This window comes from Methylobacterium sp. FW306-05-D (assembly GCF_058782155.1).
Genome location: NZ_JBYSXL010000049.1, coordinates 16,323 through 34,844, shown reverse-complemented (window position 1 = coordinate 34,844; position 18,522 = coordinate 16,323). Strand labels below are relative to the sequence as shown.

At 70.7% G+C, this 18,522-nt stretch carries 19 protein-coding genes; 7 read left to right on the top strand and 12 right to left on the bottom strand.

Features of this window, described 5'->3' with window-relative positions; all coding sequences use genetic code 11:
• From AC3WLN_RS16380 to AC3WLN_RS16370, 3 genes are all read left to right on the top strand, one after another.
• A partial coding sequence (locus AC3WLN_RS16380) for a microcin C ABC transporter permease YejB (RefSeq protein WP_492482962.1) occupies positions 1 to 904 on the top strand: 904 nt, incomplete at its 5' end.
• Positions 901 to 1,404: a GNAT family N-acetyltransferase gene (locus AC3WLN_RS16375; protein ID WP_492482960.1), complete on the top strand. Its 504-nt coding sequence runs from the start codon at positions 901 to 903 to the stop codon at positions 1,402 to 1,404. The genes AC3WLN_RS16380 and AC3WLN_RS16375, both read left to right, overlap by 4 nt.
• Positions 1,405 to 1,448: 44 nt before the next feature.
• Positions 1,449 to 2,339: an alpha/beta fold hydrolase gene (locus AC3WLN_RS16370; protein ID WP_492482958.1), complete on the top strand. Its 891-nt coding sequence runs from the start codon at positions 1,449 to 1,451 to the stop codon at positions 2,337 to 2,339.
• A gap of 4 nt (positions 2,340 to 2,343) precedes the next feature.
• On the opposite strand, the gene AC3WLN_RS16365 is transcribed toward AC3WLN_RS16370, so the two are convergent.
• The 6 genes from AC3WLN_RS16365 to AC3WLN_RS16340 all read right to left on the bottom strand — a co-directional run bounded on the left by AC3WLN_RS16365 (position 2,344) and on the right by AC3WLN_RS16340 (position 9,887).
• Complete coding sequence (locus tag AC3WLN_RS16365; RefSeq protein WP_492482956.1) at positions 2,344 to 4,428, bottom strand: hypothetical protein; 2,085 nt, start codon at positions 4,426 to 4,428, stop codon at positions 2,344 to 2,346.
• A 25-nt stretch (positions 4,429 to 4,453) separates the two neighbouring features.
• Complete coding sequence (locus AC3WLN_RS16360) at positions 4,454 to 4,783, bottom strand: type II toxin-antitoxin system HicB family antitoxin (protein ID WP_492482954.1); 330 nt, start codon at positions 4,781 to 4,783, stop codon at positions 4,454 to 4,456.
• Positions 4,780 to 5,040 carry a type II toxin-antitoxin system HicA family toxin gene (locus AC3WLN_RS16355; protein ID WP_492482952.1) on the bottom strand — a complete coding sequence of 87 codons (261 nt, stop codon included), beginning with the start codon at positions 5,038 to 5,040 and terminating at the stop codon, positions 4,780 to 4,782. Before AC3WLN_RS16355 ends, AC3WLN_RS16360 begins: the two co-directional genes overlap by 4 nt.
• 73 nt (positions 5,041 to 5,113) lie before the next feature.
• Positions 5,114 to 7,933: a DUF4159 domain-containing protein gene (locus AC3WLN_RS16350; RefSeq protein WP_492482950.1), complete on the bottom strand. Its 2,820-nt coding sequence runs from the start codon at positions 7,931 to 7,933 to the stop codon at positions 5,114 to 5,116.
• Positions 7,934 to 7,943: 10 nt separating this feature from the next.
• On the bottom strand, positions 7,944 to 8,879 hold the full coding sequence (locus AC3WLN_RS16345; protein ID WP_492482949.1) for a DUF58 domain-containing protein: 936 nt from the start codon (positions 8,877 to 8,879) through the stop codon (positions 7,944 to 7,946).
• Positions 8,880 to 8,882: 3 nt separating this feature from the next.
• A complete protein-coding gene (locus AC3WLN_RS16340; protein WP_492482947.1) occupies positions 8,883 to 9,887 on the bottom strand; it encodes an AAA family ATPase in 1,005 nt (334 codons plus the stop codon).
• A gap of 240 nt (positions 9,888 to 10,127) precedes the next feature.
• On the opposite strand from AC3WLN_RS16340, the gene AC3WLN_RS16335 reads away from it, so the two are divergent.
• The 4 genes from AC3WLN_RS16335 to AC3WLN_RS16320 are packed head-to-tail and all read left to right on the top strand — an operon-like array spanning position 10,128 to position 12,901.
• On the top strand, positions 10,128 to 10,706 hold the full coding sequence (locus AC3WLN_RS16335) for a DUF1285 domain-containing protein (protein ID WP_492482945.1): 579 nt from the start codon (positions 10,128 to 10,130) through the stop codon (positions 10,704 to 10,706).
• A complete protein-coding gene (locus tag AC3WLN_RS16330; protein WP_492482943.1) occupies positions 10,703 to 11,344 on the top strand; it encodes a CoA pyrophosphatase in 642 nt (213 codons plus the stop codon). The genes AC3WLN_RS16335 and AC3WLN_RS16330 overlap by 4 nt, the downstream gene beginning before the upstream one ends.
• Positions 11,345 to 11,378: 34 nt before the next feature.
• Positions 11,379 to 11,636 (top strand): DUF6111 family protein, encoded by a 258-nt coding sequence (locus tag AC3WLN_RS16325; RefSeq protein ID WP_492482941.1) that lies wholly within the window; start codon positions 11,379 to 11,381, stop codon positions 11,634 to 11,636.
• Positions 11,633 to 12,901, top strand: coding sequence for a CCA tRNA nucleotidyltransferase (locus tag AC3WLN_RS16320; protein WP_492482939.1), 1,269 nt, complete (start codon positions 11,633 to 11,635; stop codon positions 12,899 to 12,901). The genes AC3WLN_RS16325 and AC3WLN_RS16320 overlap by 4 nt, the downstream gene beginning before the upstream one ends.
• Here the strand turns inward: AC3WLN_RS16320 and atpC are convergent.
• From atpC to AC3WLN_RS16290, 6 genes are all read right to left on the bottom strand, one after another.
• Positions 12,891 to 13,292, bottom strand: coding sequence for an ATP synthase F1 subunit epsilon (atpC, locus tag AC3WLN_RS16315; RefSeq protein WP_492482937.1), 402 nt, complete (start codon positions 13,290 to 13,292; stop codon positions 12,891 to 12,893). The two genes, AC3WLN_RS16320 and atpC, sit on opposite strands and share 11 nt — an antisense overlap.
• A gap of 82 nt (positions 13,293 to 13,374) precedes the next feature.
• A complete protein-coding gene (locus AC3WLN_RS16310; RefSeq protein WP_492482935.1) occupies positions 13,375 to 13,623 on the bottom strand; it encodes a hypothetical protein in 249 nt (82 codons plus the stop codon).
• 4 nt (positions 13,624 to 13,627) lie between these two features.
• Positions 13,628 to 15,088 (bottom strand): F0F1 ATP synthase subunit beta, encoded by a 1,461-nt coding sequence (gene atpD / locus AC3WLN_RS16305; RefSeq protein WP_463770426.1) that lies wholly within the window; start codon positions 15,086 to 15,088, stop codon positions 13,628 to 13,630.
• A 45-nt stretch (positions 15,089 to 15,133) separates the two neighbouring features.
• Positions 15,134 to 16,009 (bottom strand): F0F1 ATP synthase subunit gamma, encoded by an 876-nt coding sequence (locus AC3WLN_RS16300; protein WP_463770428.1) that lies wholly within the window; start codon positions 16,007 to 16,009, stop codon positions 15,134 to 15,136.
• Between the two features lie 115 nt (positions 16,010 to 16,124).
• Complete coding sequence (gene atpA, locus AC3WLN_RS16295; protein WP_492482932.1) at positions 16,125 to 17,654, bottom strand: F0F1 ATP synthase subunit alpha; 1,530 nt, start codon at positions 17,652 to 17,654, stop codon at positions 16,125 to 16,127.
• A 69-nt stretch (positions 17,655 to 17,723) separates the two neighbouring features.
• Positions 17,724 to 18,296 (bottom strand): F0F1 ATP synthase subunit delta, encoded by a 573-nt coding sequence (locus AC3WLN_RS16290; protein WP_492482930.1) that lies wholly within the window; start codon positions 18,294 to 18,296, stop codon positions 17,724 to 17,726.
• Positions 18,297 to 18,522: the final 226 nt, after the last annotated feature.

Sequence of the window (18,522 nt, the reverse complement as noted above, 5' to 3'; positions counted from 1 at the left end):
GGGCGGGGGCGAAGCCAATGCCCGCTACCGCGGGGCGCAGGGGCTCGACCCGGCCTTCATCAAGAAGCTCGAGCAGCAATTCGGCTTCGACAAGCCGGCGCCCGAACGCTTCGCCAAGATGATCTGGGACTACGTTCGCTTCGATTTCGGCAACAGCTACTTTCGCGATGTCTCGGTGCTGCAGCTGATCCGCGAGCGCCTGCCGGTGTCGATCTCGCTGGGCCTCTGGATGACCCTGATCTCCTACGCGATCTCGATTCCGCTGGGCATCCGCAAGGCGGTGCACGACGGTTCGCGCTTCGACCTCTGGACCTCGACCGTGGTCATCATCGGCTACGCGATCCCGAGCTTCCTGTTCGGCATCGCGCTGATCATCCTGTTCGCGGGTGGGTCCTTCGTGCAGATCTTCCCGATCCGGGGCCTGACCAGCGAGAACTTCGAGTCCCTGAGCCTTTGGGGCAAGGTGGTCGACTACGCCTGGCACATGACGTTGCCCCTGGCGGCCCTGGTGCTCGGCGCCTTCGCGACCTCGACCCTGCTGACCAAGAACTCGTTCCTCGACGAGATCCGCAAGCAGTACGTGCTCACGGCCCGGATGAAGGGCCTGTCCGAGCGGCGGGTGCTGTACGGGCACGTCTTCCGCAACGCCATGCTCATCGTGATCGCGGGCTTTCCGGCGGCCTTCATCTCGGCCTTCTTCACCGGTTCGCTGCTGATCGAGACGATCTTCTCGCTGGACGGGCTCGGGCTCCTGTCCTTCACCTCGATCGTCGGGCGCGACTACCCCGTGGTCTTCGCGACCCTGTACATCTTCTCCCTGCTCGGGCTGGCGGTGAACCTGCTCTCCGACCTGATCTACACCTGGATCGACCCGCGCATCGACTTCTCGGCGCGGGCGACGTGACCGCCCTCCCCCTCGTCATCCGGCACGAGCACGCGGGCGACGCCGAGGCGATCGAGCGGCTCCACGCCCGCGCCTTCGGGCCCGGGCGCTTCGCCCGCACCGCCTACCGCCTGCGCGAGGGCACGGTGCCGGTGGCCGAACTCTGCTTCACCGCCCTGGTGGCGACCTATCTCGTGGGCTCGGTGCGGGTGGGCCCGGCCGAGGCCGGCGATCCGCTCCTGGTGCTGGGCCCCCTCACCGTCGATCCCAGCTTCGAGGGGCGCGGCATCGGCGGCGCCCTGATGACGGCCTGCCTGGATGCCGCGGCGGCAGGGGGGCACGGCCTCGTCATCCTCATCGGGGATGCGCCCTATTACCGGCGCTTCGGCTTCGCGCCGATCCCGCCCGGGCGCCTCGTTCCGCCCTCCCCCGTCGACCCGGCTCGCTTCCTGTGGCGCGAACTCAGGCCCGGTGCGGCCGCCACGGTCTCGGGGAACGTGACCGCCCTCCGTCGGCGTTGACCCGCCGAGGGCGCCGACCGGGCGCCGGCAGGGACCACACCCCGATGGATGATTCGGCGATCCGGCACGACACGATCACGGCCAACGGCGTCGCGCTCCACGTGGCCCGCCTCGGGCGCGGGCGCCCCCTGGTGCTGCTGCACGGCTGGCCGGAATTCTGGCTGACCTGGGAGCCGGTGATGCGGCGCCTCGCGGATCGTTTCGAACTGATCGCGCCGGATCTGCGCGGCTTCGGCGCCAGCGAGAAGCCCGATCTCCAGCCCTCCGACAAGGCTGGTGCCGAGGTGCACGCCGCCGACATCGTCGCCCTGCTCGATGCCCTCGGCATCGCCCGGGCGGGCATCGTCGGCCACGATGTCGGAGCCTACGTGGTCCAGGCCCTCGGCCGGACGGCGCCGGAACGGCTGACCGGTTTGTTCACCTTCGATTGTCCCTATCCGGGCATCGGGCCGCGCCTCGCCGCGCCCGAGATGCTCGCCGAGATCTGGTACCAGTCCTACCACGTGAAGCCGTTCGCGGCGGCCCAGGTCGGGGCCTCGCGCGAGGGCTGCCGGCTCTATATCGGCCACTTCCTGCGCCACTGGGCCGGCGGCAACCCGGCCGCCTTCGACGACGTGCTGGAGGCCTTCGTCGACAACTTCCTGGCCCCGGGCAACCTGCAGGGCGGCTTCAACTGGTACGTCAGCGCGCAGGCCGGGCGCCTGGCCATGATCCGCGGCGAGGCCCCACGCCTCCCGCCGATCCCGGTGCCAACCTGCATCCGCTGGGGCGTTTGCGACCCGCTGTTCCCGTTCGCCTGGACCGACCGCCTCGGCGAGACCTTTTCGGACCTGGACCTCGCGCCCCTGGAGGGGGTTGGGCACTTCCCCCACCGGGAGGACCCGGACCGGGCCGCGGCCGAGATCGCGCGGTTCTTCGCACGGTTGCCCGGGTAGATTCTCAGGCCACCCGGCCGCGGCGTCCTTCCACGAGCCACATCGCCAGCACGGCCGCCGCCAGGGCGGCCAGCGCCCATAGGCCCAGCGCCAGGGGATAGACCTCGACGCCGCGGATGTTGGCGCTGTCGCTCGGGCGGAAGCCGATCCAGTCGGCGCCGCCGAGGCGGCCGCTGCGGACCGATTGCAGACGCGGCACGGTGATGCCGCCACCGGCCTCCGCGACCCGGCGGATCGAACCACCGGTGCCCTCGGCCAGGGCCTTCAGGCGCTCGGTGTCGCTGAAGACGTCGGCGAGCTCGCGCGGGTTCGGCGGGCCGACGCTGACGAAGGCGACGAGAGAGCCGGAGCGCAGGGTGTGCAGGCCGAGTTCGGCGGCCTCGAAGGTCGTCGCGAACAGGCCCGGCTCGCCCTGCGTCAGGGTCAGGGTGCGCTGGCTTCCGGTCGGGCCCGTGACGGTGACGGGCTCCACCGTATCGGCCATGGTCTGGCGCTCCACGCGGACCTCGCGGCCATGCCCGGTGGTCTGGGCCCGAAGGGCCTCCTCCTCCAGGGCCGGCTCCTTCATCAGCCAGTGCCCGAGCCGGCGCAGCAGGTCGAGATAGGGCCCGCCCTCCTGGTAGCCACGGGCCCAGAGCCAGGCGTGATCCGACAGGAGCAGCGCCACCCGCCCTTTCTCCTCGCGCGACAGGGCGAGCAACGGCAGGGCGTTCGGCCCCTGCAGGATCGGCTGGATGCCGGGCTTCACCTGGGCGGAGACGATGCGCAGCCAGTCGCCCCAGGCCGGCGGCGTGGCCTCGGACCCGGGCAGCGCCCGAGTGACGGGGTGGCGGTTGCCGACGCCCGTGAGGGCCGCCTTGTAGGGCTGCTCCACCACCCGCCCGTTGGGCTCGCCCGGCAGGATCGCGGCGAGGCGCGTGCGCGACAGGCTGGACGCCGAGGCGAATTCGGGGCCGGCCGCGATCAGCAGCGCGCCGCCCTCGCGGACGTAGCGGACGATGTTGTCGAAATAGGCCGAGGGCAGCACGCTCTGGTTGGCGTAGCGGTCGAAGATGATCAGGTCGAAATCCTTGATCTTCTGGACGAACAGCTCGCGCGTCGGGAAGGCGATCAGGGAAAGTTCGGAGATCGGCGTGCCGTCCTGCTTCTCCGGCGGGCGCAGGATGGTGAAGTGGACGAGGTCGACGTTGGCGTCGGACTTCAGCAGGTTGCGCCAGGTGCGCTCGCCCTGGTGCGGCTCGCCCGAGACCAGGAGCACGCGCAGCTTCTCGCGGATGCCCTCAATGGGCAGGACGGCGCGGTTGTTGATGGTGGTGAGTTCGCCCGGCAGGGGTTCCACCTCGATCTCGACCACGTTCGGGCCGCCATGCTCGATCCGCATGGTCAGGGAGAAGGGCTGACCGGTGGGGAAGGTCCGCCGCCCGACCTCCTCGCCGTCGCGGCGCACGGTGACGGTGGCGCTGCCGGTGCCGCCGCGCTCCATCACCTCGGCCCGGATGGTGAGGTCGCGCCCGACGATGCCGAAGCGTGGCGCCTCGATGAGCTTGATCTGGCGGTCGCGCTCGTCCGGGTGGCCGGTGACGAGGACGTGGAGCGGCCCCTTCAGGCCCAGGGCCGCCACCGAGGCCGGGATGTCGTGCACCACGCCGTCCGTCAGCATGACCACGCCCGCCAGCCGCTCGGCCGGCACGTCGGCCAGCGCTTGCGACAGGGCGGTGAACAGCCGCGTGCCCTCGTCGCCCTCCTTGGCGTCGGGCACGTCGATGAAGCGCGGCTCGATGTTGGTCAGCGCGCCGAAACGGCGCTGCAGTTCGGCGCGCACCGCATCGGTCATGGCCGGCCGGTCGCCCAGCGCCTGCGAGCCCGAGCGGTCGACCACGATGGCGGCGATGTCCTTCACCGGCTCGCGGTCCTCGCGCACCAGGGACGGGTTGCCGATCGCCAGGAGTACGAGGGCCAGGGCGAGGGCCCGCAGGATCGCGGTTGAGCCCCGCGCCCGGAAGGCCAGCACGGCGAAGACCGCGACGATCACGCCGAAGGCGATCAGCACCGGCCAGGGCACCAGGGGGGTGAAGCTGAGGCTCAGCATGGGCGGATGGCCTCCCGAGCCAACATCATATCGCTGCCCGTTCGAGGGTGCGGGCGACCCACTTGTTCAGACTGATCCCGGCCCGCTTGGCAGCCGAGACCACGGCGCGATGCAGGACCGGCTCGACACGAACGACGAACTGGCCCGAATAGGGCTTCTCGGGTTCCTCGCCACGCTCGGCGCAGAAGGCCAGGTAGTCGTCGACGCTGTCGGAAAACGCCTGCTTCAGCTCGTCGACCGATCGCCCCTGGAAGGTCACGACGTCGCGCATGTCGATGATTTCACCGTGAAAGAGTTCGGCGTCCTCGTCGTATTCGACGATGGCTTCGTACCCCTTGCAATGCATGGTCGTCATGGCGTCGCCTCGGCCTCGGTCAGAAAGCGCCTTATGGACTTCACCGCACCCTTGTCCGTCTCCTTCTGCGGATGCGGCCGGTGAAACACCGCGCGGACACCGTTCAGCGCGATCCGGACGCGCGAGCCGCGCCCTTCCTCGATCTCGGCGCCCAACGCCTTCAGCATCGCCTCGATGTCGCTCCAGGCGATACTCGCACGGACAGGGTCGGCGAAGATCGCCTCAAGCGTCGAGCGGTGCCGTCCGCTCGCCTTCATCTAGTATCACTTTTTAGTATCGCAAGCCCATCGTTCGGAATTGGCCTCATCGGACAGAAGCAGGCTCCGCCCATCACTGGCCCAGCCGCTCCAACAGCGCCGGGACGTGGACCTGGTCGGCCTTGTAGTTGCCGGTGAGGGTATAGATCACGAAGTTGATGCCGCCGCGGAAGGCCATTTCGCGCTGGCGCTGGTCGCCGCCGACGATGGGGTAGAGCGGCTCGCCGCGCTTGCCCACCGCCCAGGCGGCGGCGAGATCGTTGCTGGTGATGACGATGGGCGAGACGCCGTCGCCCGCCCGGGCCGGGCGGCGCTCGGCGCCCTCGCCCGCCGGCGGCAGGGTCTCGACCCAGGTCTGGCCGGTGGCATAGCGGCCGGGAAAGGTGTCGACGAGGTAGAAGGCCTTGGTCAGCACGTGGTCGGGCGGCACCGGCTCCAGTTCGGGCACCTCCAGGGTCGCCAGCATCTTGCGCAGATAGGCGCCCTCCGGCGTCGGCGGGGCGCCCGGCCGCGCGGTCAGCGCGTCGCGGGTGTCGAAGATCACGGTGCCGCCGTTGCGCATGAAGGCATCGATGCGCCGGATCGCGGTCTCGCTCGGCTGCGGCCGCCCGGCGACGATGGGCCAGTAGATCAGCGGGTAGAAGGCGAGTTCGTCCTTGGCGGGGTCGATGCCGATCGGATCGCCGGGTTCCAGGGCGGTGCGGCTCGCCAGCATCTGGGTCAGGCCGGAGAGGCCGGCCCGACTCGCGGTGTCCGCCGCCTCGTCGCCGGTGACCACGTAGGCGAGCCGGGTCGCCAACGCCGAATCGAAGGCGCCCGCGCGGACCGGGGCGGCCTGCTGGGCCCGCGCCGGTTGCGGCACGCCCACCGGAGCGCCGAAGGCGAGGCCGGCCAGGAGGATCGCGGCGGGGCGCGAGACGAAGCCCCGTCCGCGCCGGAGGAAGCCGCCGAGCCAGAGGCCCGCGAGGGTATCGAGGATGAGGAGCATCAGGGCCAGGGTGAAGAGGGTGGCGCGCAGGTCGAGCGTTTCAGCGCCCGCGAGCGAGCCGAGGCGGGCACCGGACAGGGGCGCGAAGTCGAAGGGTTTCAGCCGGTCCGTTCCCCCGAGGGCGTTGACCGCGATCCCCCCGTCGGCCGGGCCGTAGAAGCCCGGCGGATGCTCCAGGGTCGCGCGGTCGGCGGAGTCGGCGGAGACCGCGGTGGCGCCGGCCGGAGGCGCACCCAGGGCGCCGAACCCATCGAGGGTGAGGCGCGGCGCGAGCACGGCCGTCGCCCGCGCCCCGGCATCGCCCACGGGCAGCGCCTTGGCGCCGGCGAGGTTCACGACCCGGCGGAGCATGTCGATGAACAGGCCGGACAGGGGCAGGTTCGACCAGGTGGTGTCGGCGGTGACGTGGAAGAGCACGACGAGGCCCTGGCCGCGCTTCTGCGCCGTCACGATGGGGGTGCCGTCCTGCAGCGACGCCCAGGTCCGGCCCGGCAGGTCGCCGTCCGGCTCGGCCAGGATCTGCCGGCGCACGCCGATATCGGTCGGCGGGGTCAGGCCGGCGAAGGGGCTCTCGGGCGCGAAGGGGGCCAGCGTCTTGGGGCTGTCCCAGGACAGCGTGCCCCCCAGGGTACGGCCGCCGCGGCGCAGGCGCACCGGAACGAGCGGATCGTTGCCGGCGGCGAGGCGTGGCCCGGCGAAGCGCAGCAGGAGACCGCCCTCGTCGACGAACTGCTCGACGCGGGCGAGCGTCGGTCCGTCGAGGGCGCCGACATCGGCCAGGACGAGGACCGAGACCTGGTTGTCGAGAAGCTGCCCGATGGATTCCGCGATGCCCTTGGCACCCCGGGGCTCCTGCACGTCGGCATAGGGGCCGAGCGCACGCGACAGGTAATAGGTCGGCGCCAGCAGCGGCTGGGCCTGGTCGCTGGTGCCGCCGAAGACGAGGCCGACGCGGCGGCGCTTGCCGCGTTCGTCCACCAGGGTCACGGCGCCGGGCGAGCGCTCGCCCGCGACCTCGATGCGGCTGATGCTGTTGCGCAACTCCACCGGCAGGTCGAAGCCGACCTCGGTCTCGGTGGCGTCCGGCGCGAAGGTGAAGGCGTGCTCGGCCAGGGGCAGGCCCTTCTGGTCGACCGCGCGCACGAGGCCGGTGTCGCGCCCGTTGGCGGCGGCCCGCAGGACGTGCGCGGTGAGCTGGCCGCCGGCTTCCGCGGCCGAGAGCGCAAGGGCCGGGGGTCGGTCGGCCTTCAGGATGGTGAGCGCGGCCCCGGTCCGGCCGACGAGGTCCGCGACGCTCTTGCCGAACGTGTCCTCGCCCGGGCCGGCGACGCCGTCGCTGATCCAGAGAATCGCCGTGCTCGGGCTGCGCTCGAGGAAAGCGGCGAGCGACGGCAGGTGCGCGGCGCGGTCCGCGAGGTGCGGACGCGGCGCGATGGCGCGCAGGCGCTCCAGGGCCGCGGCCGGCACCTTGGCCTCGAGGGCGGCCACCGGCTCGGCCAGGGCGGTCACCGCCACGGGCCGGCCGTCCCGTGCCGCGCTCTCGACCGCGTCGGTGGCGACCCGCAGGCGATCGCGCCAATCGTGGGCGGCGGAAAACCCGTTGTCGAGGACGACGAGGAGCGGCGTGCGCCCGGTGACGGCGGCCGTGCCGGACGGATTCCAGACCGGGCCGGACACCGCCAGGATCAGGCAGGCGGCGGCGAGGATGCGCAGGATCAGCAGCCAGGGTGGGGTCCGGGCCGGCGTCTCGCGCTTGCCGAGAAGGTCGGCCATGATCCGCAGCGGCGGAAAGTCGATGCGGCGCGGCCGCGGCGGGGTCACCCGAAGCAGGAACCACAGGGCCGGCAGGGCGACGAGCGCGGCGAGCGCCAGGGGCGCGGCGAAGGTGAGGGGCAATCCGAGCATGCGGCGATCCTCAGCCGGTCCCGCGCGCCGCCGCGACGAGGGTCAGGAGGCGCAGGGCCGCCTCGCTCGCCGGACGGTCGGTGCGATGGATAGTCAGGGTCCAGCCCTGGGTCCGGGCGATCTCCGCGAGGCGATCGCGATGGGCGGCGATCCGCACCCGGTAGGCTTCGCCCCAGGCGCCCGCATCACCGACATTGAGGCTGAGCTTCGATTCGAGGTCGTGCAGCACCGCCTGCCCCGAGAACGGAAAGGTCTCCTCGACGGGATCGGCGATCATCACGAGGTGCCCCCGTGTGCCCCGGCCGGCGAGCCGGTCCACCGATGCCTTCACGGCCTCGGGCGGCGACAGGAAATCGCTGATCAGGACGGCATCGTCGAACCGGCCCGGCGTGGCGGGCGGCGGGGCGTCGTCGTCCTGTCCCTGGCCGTCGGCGACGAGGGCCTGGGCCATGGTCTCGACGATGCGCCGGGAGGCGGTGGCGCGGGTGAGGCCGAGCAGGCCGGTGCGCTCGCCGCCCTCCACCAGGGCGTCGGCCAAGGCGAAGCCGAGCACCAGGGCGCGCTCCACCTTGGGCGCCTGCGCCAAGTGCGAGGCAAAGCCCATGGAGGCGGAGCGGTCGATCCAGAACCAGATGTTGTGGGTGGCCTCCCACTCGCGCTCGCGGACATAGAGCCGGTCGTCCCGGGCGGAACGGCGCCAGTCGATGCGCGCGGCGGCCTCTCCGGCGACGAAGGGCCGGAACTGCCAGAAGCTCTCGCCCGGACCGGCCCGGCGGCGCCCGTGGATGCCATGGGCCAGCGTCGAGGACACCCGCCGGGATTCGAGGATCAGCCGCGGCATCCGTTCAGCCAGGGCGAGGGCACTCTCGGTCTCGCGGCGTCCGGGATTGCGGGCGCTCCGGTCGAGGACCTGGGTGGCGCCGCCGCCGGGCCGGGGGATCGCCATCCCCTAGAGCTTGCCGGCGAGCTGGGCGATGAGGCCCGGGATGGTCTCGCCGTCCGCGCGCGCCGCGAAGCTCAGTGCCATGCGGTGCTTGAGCACCGGCTCGGCCAGGGCCTTCACATCGGCGATGGAGGGTGCGACGCGCCCCTCGATCAGGGCGCGGGCGCGCACCGCCAGGGTGAGCGCCTGGCTGGCGCGGGGGCCCGGCCCCCAGAGGAGCTTGCCCTTGAGCGCCGGATCGCCGCCCTCGGGGCGCGCAGCGCGCACGAGGTCGAGAATGGCATCGACCACCGCGTCCCCGACGGGCAGGCGGCGCACGAGGCGCTGGGCCGTGAGCAGCGCCTCGGTGGACATCACGGCCTGCGGCTTGTGCTCGTCGATGCCGGTGGTCTCGATCAGGATGCGGCGCTCGGCGGCTCGATCGGGATAGCCGACGTCGATCTCCAGGAGGAAGCGGTCGAGCTGGGCCTCGGGCAGCGGATAGGTGCCCTCCTGCTCGATCGGGTTCTGGGTCGCCAGCACGTGGAAGGGGCGCGGCAGGTCGTGCCGCTCGCCCGCCACCGAGACGAAGTGCTCCTGCATCGCCTGCAGCAGGGCCGATTGCGTGCGCGGGCTCGCGCGATTGATCTCGTCGGCCATCAGGAGCTGGGTGAAGACCGGGCCCTTCACGAAGCGGAACGAGCGGTGGCGGTCGGCATCCTCGTCGAGGATCTCTGTGCCCAGGATGTCCGACGGCATCAGGTCCGGCGTGAACTGCACCCGGCGGGCATCGAGGCCGAGGACGGTGCCGAGGGTCTCGACGAGCTTGGTCTTGGCGAGGCCCGGCAGGCCGACGAGAAGTCCGTGGCCGCCGGCCAGGATCGTCACCAGCGCGAGATCGACCACCTGCTCCTGGCCGAAGATGACCTTGTGGATCGCCTCGCGGGCCTGACCCACCGAACCGAGACAGGCTTCCGCCGTGGCGACGATGCCGTCATCGAGGGTAGTGGCCGGCTGGGAGCCCTGAATCATGCGTGTCGGTCCTGGCTTCTTCCGCGTCGGCCGTGGAGGGCCGTGCGCGGCGGGAATGCGCCATCGAGGGGCGGGCCTGGCGTCGGCCGTCTACCCGGGAGTGTGGCGCCCTTTGCGGCACGCTGGCAAGGTCGGCGCGACGACGCAGGGTTCGGACCTGCCCGCAGGCACGCGGATAGAGGGGGAGAGGACGTCGCGCCGCCGTTCCCCCATCGCCCAGATGCGCTATCTTGTGACGACATGACCGACACGATTCCGCCCGTCGCCGATCCGACGATCGACCGCCTCAGCGCCGCCCTCGGCGATGCGGCCCGCCGCGGGCCGCCGCCGGTGGAGCGCTGGAACCCGCCCTTCTGCGGGGCGATCGACATGCGGATCGCCGCCGACGGCACCTGGCACCACGACGGCGCGCCGATCCGCCGCCCGGCCCTGGTCAAGCTGTTCGCCTCGATCCTCCGGCGCGAGCCCGACGGTGGCTACGTTCTCGTCACCCCCGTGGAGAGCGTCGGCATCAGGGTGGAGGATGCGCCCTTCGTGGCCGTGGAGATGGCGGTCGAAGGCGACGGTCCGGGCCGGCGGATCGCCTTCCGCACCAGCGTGGACGACCTCGTCGCGGTCGATGCCGACCACGCCCTGCGCTTCGAGCAGGATGCGGGGGGCGGCCTGCGTCCCTACGTCCACGTCCGCCGCGACCTCTGGGCCCTGCTGACCCGGGCGCTGACCTACGATCTCCTCGCCCTGGTGGAGGAGCAGGACGGCTGGCTCGGCGTCATGGCCGGCGGCACCTTCCATCGCATCGCGCCCGCCGAGAGCGCATGAGGCAGGCCGATGCGCTGGCGGACGTCGTCGCCCGGGCCGCCGCGTACCTGTCCGCGGAGCCGCCGGGCGACGGCGTCCCGACGGCCAACCCGCGGGGCGACCACGATTTCGACGGGGCCGAGACGGCGGTGGTGCCGGAGCGTCCGCACCGGCGTGCGGCGGTGCTCGTGCCGGTGCTGCCGCGGGCCGACGGCCCTCGCGTGCTGTTCACCGTCCGGGCCGCGCATCTGCGCGACCATTCGGGGCAGATCGCGTTCCCGGGTGGCAAGATCGACCCGGACGACCCGAGCCCGGCCGAGGCCGCCCTGCGCGAGGCCCGCGAGGAAGTCGGACTCCCGGCCGAGGCGATCCGCGTCCTCGGCTACCTCGACCCCTATCTCTCGGCCACCGGCTTCCTGGTCCTGCCCGTCCTCGGCCTCGTCGATCCCGATGCCGGTCTGACCCTCAACCCGGACGAGGTCGCCGCGACCTTCGAGGTGCCCCTGAGCCACCTCCTCGACCCGGACCAGCGCCGTATCGAGAGCGCGGTCTGGCGCGGCCGGCAACGGCGCTACTACGCCATCACCTACGGCGAGTTCCGAATCTGGGGCGTCACGGCAGGGATCGTCAACAATTTGCAGGAGCGCCTCTACCCGTGACGCCGCGCCCGTCCCCCCGCCGCCCGAGCCAGACATGATCCGCCGCGTCCTCGAAGAACTCCTAATCTTCCTCTCCCCGTTCCTGCTCTTCGCGGTCTACCTCGCGATCCGCGGGCACCGGCCCGACCAGCGCGTGCACTGGGACGGGCAGGCCTTCCGCCTGACCCTCGCGGGCCTCGCCCTGGTCATCCTGTCCCTGGTGGCGACGGGACTCTTCAGCGAACGCCATCGCGGCGGCTACGTGCCGCCCCACCTGGAGAACGGGCAGGTCGTGCCCGGGCGATTCCAGTGAGCGGGCACGACCTCGACGCGGCGGGCCTCGCCCGTCTCCTCGAGAGGCCTGGGGTCCGACGGGTGCTCGCCGCCCTGGAATCCGAGGGCGAGGCGACCCGCCTCGTGGGCGGCTGCGTACGCGACGCCCTGCTCGGACGTGCCGGCGACGACATCGACCTGACCACGACCCTGCTGCCCGACGCGGTGATCGCCCGGGCCGAGGCAGCCGGCCTGCGCGCCGTCCCGACGGGAATCGAGCACGGCACCGTCACGCTGCTCGCGGGGAAGGCCACCTTCGAGGTCACGACCCTGCGGGAGGATGTGGAGACCGACGGCCGCCATGCCGTCGTGCGGTTCGGCCGCGACTTCGCCCTCGATGCGCAGCGCCGGGACTTCACCATCAACGCGCTCTCGCTCACCCCGGATGGCACGCTTCACGACACCACCGGCGGAATCGAGGACCTGAAGGCCGGCCGGGTGCGCTTCATCGGCGAGGCCCGGCCGCGCATTCGCGAGGACGCCCTGCGCATCCTGCGGTTCTTCCGGTTTCACGCCCGCTACGGAGCCGGGCCTCCCGACCCGGAGGGCCTGTCGGCCTGCATCGCCGCGCGAGACGCCCTGGACAGCCTCTCGCGCGAGCGCATCCGAGCGGAATTCGTCAAGCTGCTGGCGGCCCCGGGCGCGCCCGCTGCCGTCGAGACCCTGAGCGAGACCGGGCTGCTGATGCGGTTGATCGGCGGCCTCGGCGATCTCGGCCGCTTCATCCGCGTCGTCACCCCGGGCACCGGAACGTCGGCGATCGAGCGCTTGGCCGCGCTGGCGGTGTGGTCCGACGTCGATGCCGGGCGTCTGGAGGCCGGCCTGCGGCTCTCGAAAGCCGAATACGCGGCGCTGGCGGCCTATGGGCGGGCTCTCGGAGCCCTGCACGGACGCGGCGCGATCGACGCCACCGAGATGCGCCGGCTGGCGGCAAGCCACGATCGGGCCGCCCTGGGACTGGCATACGGGGCGACACGGGGAGAACCGAATCCGGTCGTCACACCGGAGGCCGGGGCCTATCTCGACGATCTCGTGAGCGGCCGTGTGACGGCGCCGAAGTTTCCCCTCGCGGGAGCCGACCTGGTGGCGCAGGGCGTTCGACCCGGCCCCGAGATCGGCCGCCGGCTCGCCCGAGCGCGAGCCCTGTGGCTGGATCTCGGCTGCCCGGAAGGTTCGGCCGCACGCGAGACCCTGCTCGAGCGCGCGACCGCTCCGGGTCCCGACGTCGACCGGCTCAGAAGTTGAGCGCGACCTTCGCGTCGCGGAGCTGGACGATCTGGCCGGTGAGCTCGTCCTTCTTGGCGAAGTCCTCGGTGGCGTCGCGCAGCATCTCGATGGCCTCGATGTCGCGGTCGAGGGATTCCGGCGAGATCTCCTCGAAGGGGTTCGCACGCTCGGCGATTACGGTCACGGAGGTCGGACCGATATCGGCGAATCCGCCGCGGACCAGGACGCGCTTGCCGGTATGGCCGGCCTCGTTGATCACGATGACGCCGACCTTGAGGGCCGTGAGCACGGGGGCGTGGCCGGGGAGAACGGTCATCTCGCCCTCGATGCCGGGCAGCTGCACGGCCTCGATCTGACCGGAATACAGCGTCCGCTCGGGGCCGACGAAATCGAACTGGAAGGTGTCCATGAGGTCGAGGATCCCGGCTCGGGGTGTCTGTACGGGGTGACGGCGCGCCGGACCCGGAAGGCGCGCGCCGTCGTGTTCGTCGTCAGGCCCGGCGGCGATCGGCGACGAAGCCGATCCCGAGGCCCAGCACCGCGCCGATGACGGCGAAAATGCCGATATGCTGCATCTGGCCCGTGGTCAGGGAGCCGCCGCGGGTTCCCGCTGGCGAATCCCCCTGAACCTCGAGGCTGAACGAGCCGATCTTGATCTCGGCGGCCTCGGGCCGGGTGAGATACCCGGCGAGACCGCCGACCACGAGACCGACGAGGAGGAGGATGATCTTCGCGTTCAAGGCCTCAGGCCGCCGCGGCGATCTTCTTCGCCTTCTCCTTGGCGTCCTCGATCGTGCCGACCATGTAGAACGCCGCCTCCGGCAGGTCGTCGTACTCGCCGTTCACGAGGCCCTTGAAGCCCTTGATCGTGTCGGCCAGCGGGACCTGGATGCCCGGCGAGCCGGTGAAGATCTCGGCCACCGAGAAGGGCTGCGAGAAGAAGCGCTCGATCTTGCGGGCGCGGGCGACGGTGAGCTTGTCCTCTTCCGAGAGCTCGTCCATGCCCAGGATCGCGATGATGTCCTGCAGGGCCTTGTAGCGCTGCAGCGTCTGCTGGACCTTACGGGCGACCTCGTAGTGCTCCTCGCCGAGGACGGCGGGGTTGAGCATGCGCGAGGTGGAGTCCAGCGGATCCACGGCCGGGTAGATGCCCTTCTCGGCGATCGAGCGCGACAGCACGGTCGTGGCGTCGAGGTGGGCGAACGAGGCGGCGGGCGCCGGGTCGGTCAGATCGTCGGCCGGCACGTAGATGGCCTGCACCGAGGTGATCGAGCCCTTGGTGGTGGTGGTGATGCGCTCCTGCAGGGCGCCCATGTCGGTGGCCAGCGTCGGCTGGTAGCCCACCGCGGACGGAATGCGGCCGAGAAGCGCCGACACTTCCGAGCCGGCCTGGGTGAAGCGGAAGATGTTGTCCACGAAGAACAGCACGTCCTGGCCCTGGTCGCGGAAATCCTCGGCGATGGTCAGGCCGGTCAGCGCGACGCGCGAGCGGGCGCCGGGGGACTCGTTCATCTGGCCGTAGACCAGGGCGCACTTCGAACCCTCGGCGGAGCCGTTGTGCTCCTTGGGGTCCATGTTCACCTTGGACTCGATCATCTCGTGGTAGAGATCGTTGCCCTCGCGGGTGCGCTCGCCGACGCCGGCGAACACCGAGTAGCCGGAGTGCACCTTGGCGATGTTGTTGATGAGCTCCATAATCAGCACGGTCTTGCCGACGCCGGCGCCGCCGAACAGGCCGATCTTGCCGCCCTTGGCGTAGGGGGCGAGGAGGTCGACCACCTTGATGCCGGTGACGAGGATCTGCGACTCGGTGGACTGCTCGGAATAGGCGGGCGCCGGCTGGTGGATGGCGCGCAGGGTGTCCGACTGGATCGGGCCGGCCTCGTCGATCGGCTCGCCGATGACGTTCATGATGCGGCCGAGGGTGTTGAAGCCGACCGGGACCTTGATGGCCTCGCCGGTATCGGTGACCTCCTGGCCGCGGACCAGGCCTTCCGAGGTGTCCATGGCGATGCAGCGCACGGTACTCTCGCCGAGCTGCATGGCGACTTCGAGAACGAGGCGGCTGCCGTTGTTCTTGGTCTCCAGGGCGTTCAGGATCTCGGGCAGGTGGCCGTCGAAGTGTACGTCGACCACGGGGCCGATGACCTGGGTGATCTTGCCGACCTTGTTCGAGCCGGCGCCGGGGAGAGCGGTGTTCGCCATGTTACGGGTCCTTTGGATACGTTGCGGTCAGGGCGTCGGGTGCGCTCAGAGCGCTTCGGCGCCCGAGATGATCTCGATGAGTTCCTTGGTGATCATGGCCTGACGCGTCCGGTTGTAGATCTGCGTCTGCTTCTTGATCATCTCGCCCGCGTTGCGCGTGGCGGAGTCCATGGCGCCGGTACGGGCGCCCTGCTCGGAGGCGGCGTTCTCCAGGAGCGCACGGAACACCTGAACGGTGAGGTTGCGCGGGAGCAGCGTGTCGAGGATCGCCTCCTCGCTCGGCTCGAACTGGAGGGCGGCGTCGGGAGCCGTGGCGCCGGTCTCCGGCAGCTCGGCCGGGATGAGCTTCTGCGCCGTCGGGATCTGGGAGATCACGGAGCGGAAGCGCGAGTAGAACAGGGTCGCGACGTCGAACTCACCGGCGTCGAAGCGGGCGATGATGCTGTCGGCGATCTCGGCGGCGAACTCGTAATCGACCGCCTTGTTGCCGCGCAGGTCGCGGTTCTCGATGATCTCGTCGCGGAACTGGCGACGGAGCAGGTCGTAGCCCTTCTTGCCGACGGTGATCATCTTCACCGTCTTGCCCTCGGCCGTCAGCTTACGGGCATGCTCGCGGGCGAGACGGGCGATCGACGAGTTGAAGCCGCCGCACAGGCCGCGATCGGCAGTGCAGACGATGAGGAGGTGGGTCTTCTCGGAGCCCGTTCCGGAGAGGAGCCGGGGACCCTGCACGCCGCCGACGAGATTGGCCGCGAGGTTGCCGAGCACCTGGGACATCTTCTCGGCGTAGGGACGCGCGCTCTCGGCGGCCATCTGGGCGCGCCGCAGCTTGGCGGCGGCGACCATCTGCATCGCCTTGGTGATCTTCTGCGTGCCCTTCACCGAGGTGATGCGGTTCCGCAGATCCTTCAAACTCGCCATGGGGTGACTTCCAGATCCATCCGCTGCCGCTCAAGGCGAGGCGCCCGGACGATCCGGGCGCCTGCTCTCATTGAGGTCCGGCCACCCGCGGGCGGCCGGTCGTGCCGTCGATGCCTTACGCCAGGGACTTGGCGACGCTCTCGACGACGCCCTTCAGCGTCTTGGCGCTGTCGTCGGACAGGTCCTTCGAGTCGCGGATCTTGGTGAGCAGATCGGCGTGCTTGGTGCGCAGGGCCGAGAGAAGGGCGTCCTCGAAGGAACGGACCTTGTTCAGCGGCAGGGTGTCGAGGTAGCCGTTCACGCCGGCATAGATCACCGCGACCTGCTCTTCCATCTTCAGCGGCGAGAACTGCGGCTGCTTCAGGAGCTCGGTCAGGCGCGAACCGCGGTTCAGGAGCTTCTGGGTCGACGCGTCGAGATCGGAGCCGAACTGCGCGAAGGCGGCCATCTCGCGGTACTGCGCGAGCTCGCCCTTGATCTTACCGGCGACCTTCTTCATCGCCTTCGTCTGGGCCGAGGAGCCCACGCGGGAGACCGAGAGGCCGACGTTCACCGCCGGGCGGATGCCCTGGTAGAACAGGTCGGTCTCGAGGAAGATCTGGCCGTCGGTGATCGAGATCACGTTGGTGGGGATGTAGGCCGAGACGTCGTTGGCCTGGGTCTCGATGACCGGCAGCGCGGTCAGCGAGCCGTTGCCGGCGGCGTCGCCCATCTTGGCGGCGCGCTCGAGCAGGCGCGAGTGTAGGTAGAACACGTCGCCCGGGTAGGCCTCGCGGCCCGGCGGGCGGCGCAGCAGCAGCGACATCTGGCGGTAGGCCACGGCCTGCTTGGAGAGATCGTCGTACACGATCACGGCGTGCATACCGTTGTCGCGGAAGTACTCGCCCATGGCGCAGCCGGCGAAGGGCGCGATGAACTGCATCGGCGCGGCGTCCGACGCGGTGGCGGCGATGACGATCGAGTACTCGAGCGCGCCGTTGTCCTCGAGGGACTTCACGAACTGGGCGACGGTGGAGCGCTTCTGACCGATGGCGACGTAGACGCAGTAGAGCTTGGCGTTCTCGTCGGTGCCGGCATGGGCCGGCTTCTGGTTCAGGATCGTGTCGAGGGCGATAGCGGTCTTGCCGGTCTGGCGATCGCCGATGATGAGCTCACGCTGGCCGCGGCCGACGGGGATCAGGGCGTCGATGGCCTTGAGGCCGGTGGCCATCGGCTCGTGCACCGACTTGCGCGGGATGATGCCCGGGGCCTTCACGTCGACGCGGCGACGCTCGGTGGTGGCGATGGGACCCTTGCCGTCAATTGGATTGCCCAGGGCGTCGACGACGCGGCCGAGCAGAGCCTTGCCGACCGGAACGTCCACGATGGCGCCGGTGCGCTTGACGGTCTGGCCTTCCTTGATGTCGCGGTCGGACCCGAAGATCACGATGCCGACGTTGTCCTGCTCGAGGTTGAGGGCCATGCCGCGCACGCCCGACTCGAACTCAACCATCTCGCCGGCCTGAACGCTGTCGAGGCCGTAGGCGCGGGCGATGCCGTCACCCACGGACAGGACCTGACCGACCTCGGTGACTTCGGCTTCCTGGCCGAAGTTCTTGATCTGATCCTTCAGGATCGCGGAGATCTCGGCGGCGCGGATGTCCATCGTCGGGCCTCTTGTCGTTGATTGATTGAATGGGGTTGGGAACGGGGAGCGATCGGGCCTTGAGGGCCCTTACCGGGCTTCCCGCATCGCGAGGCGAATGCCGTTGAGCTTGGTGCGCAGGGAGGCGTCCACCATGCGGCTGCCGATCTTGACCACGAGGCCGCCGATCAGGCTGGGATCGATCCGGAGATCGAGGTCGATCTCCGACTTCGCGACATCGCGCAGGGAGGCCTTGATCTCTTCGATGACGGCGTCCGAGGGACGCTCGGCGACGGTCACCTCGGCCCGGACGATGCCCTTCGACTCGCGCACCAGGGTGCGGAAGCCGCGGATCATGTCGGGAAGCGCGAACAGGCGGCGGTTGGCCGCCGCGAGGCGGATGAAATTGCCGCCGAGGCCGCCGATGCCGGCCTTCTCCAGGAGGGCCACGATGGCGGCCTCCTGCTCTGCGCCCGAGAAGACCGGGCTGCGCACGAAGCGCCGCAGATCCGCGCTGTCCTTGAGCATCGCGTCGAACTGGTCGAGGCTCGCCGCGACGCCATCGATGTCGCGCTCGTCGCGCGCCAGTTCAAACAAGGCCGAGGCGTAGCGCGCCGCTACGCCTGCAACCGGGGAACCCGCCTCGGAACCGTTCTGCGCCACGCGCCGCTCTCTCTTCAATCCTGCCTGAGGGCTCCGGCCGTGTCGCACCGTGTTCGGCGCAGGCTTACGAAACCGTCAGGATTGGGAACGTGCCGGTCTGCGCGGGCCATGAAAAGCCCGCCCTTCCGGCGCGGCGAGGGCCTAGCATGCGTCTCCGGGGGGCGCAAGACGAGGGCACCTGCGCCGGGTCGTTGTGCAACGCGAGATGCCGAACCGGGTTCCGATG

Coding starts and splice junctions, on each gene's coding strand:
- AC3WLN_RS16370 (WP_492482958.1), top strand. CDS start 1,449: ATGGATGATTCGGCGATCCGGCACGACACGATCACGGCCAACGGCGTC.
- AC3WLN_RS16365 (WP_492482956.1), bottom strand. CDS start 4,428: ATGCTGAGCCTCAGCTTCACCCCCCTGGTGCCCTGGCCGGTGCTGATC.
- AC3WLN_RS16360 (WP_492482954.1), bottom strand. CDS start 4,783: ATGACGACCATGCATTGCAAGGGGTACGAAGCCATCGTCGAATACGAC.
- AC3WLN_RS16355 (WP_492482952.1), bottom strand. CDS start 5,040: ATGAAGGCGAGCGGACGGCACCGCTCGACGCTTGAGGCGATCTTCGCC.
- AC3WLN_RS16350 (WP_492482950.1), bottom strand. CDS start 7,933: ATGCTCGGATTGCCCCTCACCTTCGCCGCGCCCCTGGCGCTCGCCGCG.
- AC3WLN_RS16345 (WP_492482949.1), bottom strand. CDS start 8,879: ATGGCGATCCCCCGGCCCGGCGGCGGCGCCACCCAGGTCCTCGACCGG.
- AC3WLN_RS16340 (WP_492482947.1), bottom strand. CDS start 9,887: ATGATTCAGGGCTCCCAGCCGGCCACTACCCTCGATGACGGCATCGTC.
- AC3WLN_RS16335 (WP_492482945.1), top strand. CDS start 10,128: ATGACCGACACGATTCCGCCCGTCGCCGATCCGACGATCGACCGCCTC.
- AC3WLN_RS16330 (WP_492482943.1), top strand. CDS start 10,703: ATGAGGCAGGCCGATGCGCTGGCGGACGTCGTCGCCCGGGCCGCCGCG.
- AC3WLN_RS16325 (WP_492482941.1), top strand. CDS start 11,379: ATGATCCGCCGCGTCCTCGAAGAACTCCTAATCTTCCTCTCCCCGTTC.
- atpC (WP_492482937.1), bottom strand. CDS start 13,292: ATGGACACCTTCCAGTTCGATTTCGTCGGCCCCGAGCGGACGCTGTAT.
- atpD (WP_463770426.1), bottom strand. CDS start 15,088: ATGGCGAACACCGCTCTCCCCGGCGCCGGCTCGAACAAGGTCGGCAAG.
- AC3WLN_RS16300 (WP_463770428.1), bottom strand. CDS start 16,009: ATGGCGAGTTTGAAGGATCTGCGGAACCGCATCACCTCGGTGAAGGGC.
- atpA (WP_492482932.1), bottom strand. CDS start 17,654: ATGGACATCCGCGCCGCCGAGATCTCCGCGATCCTGAAGGATCAGATC.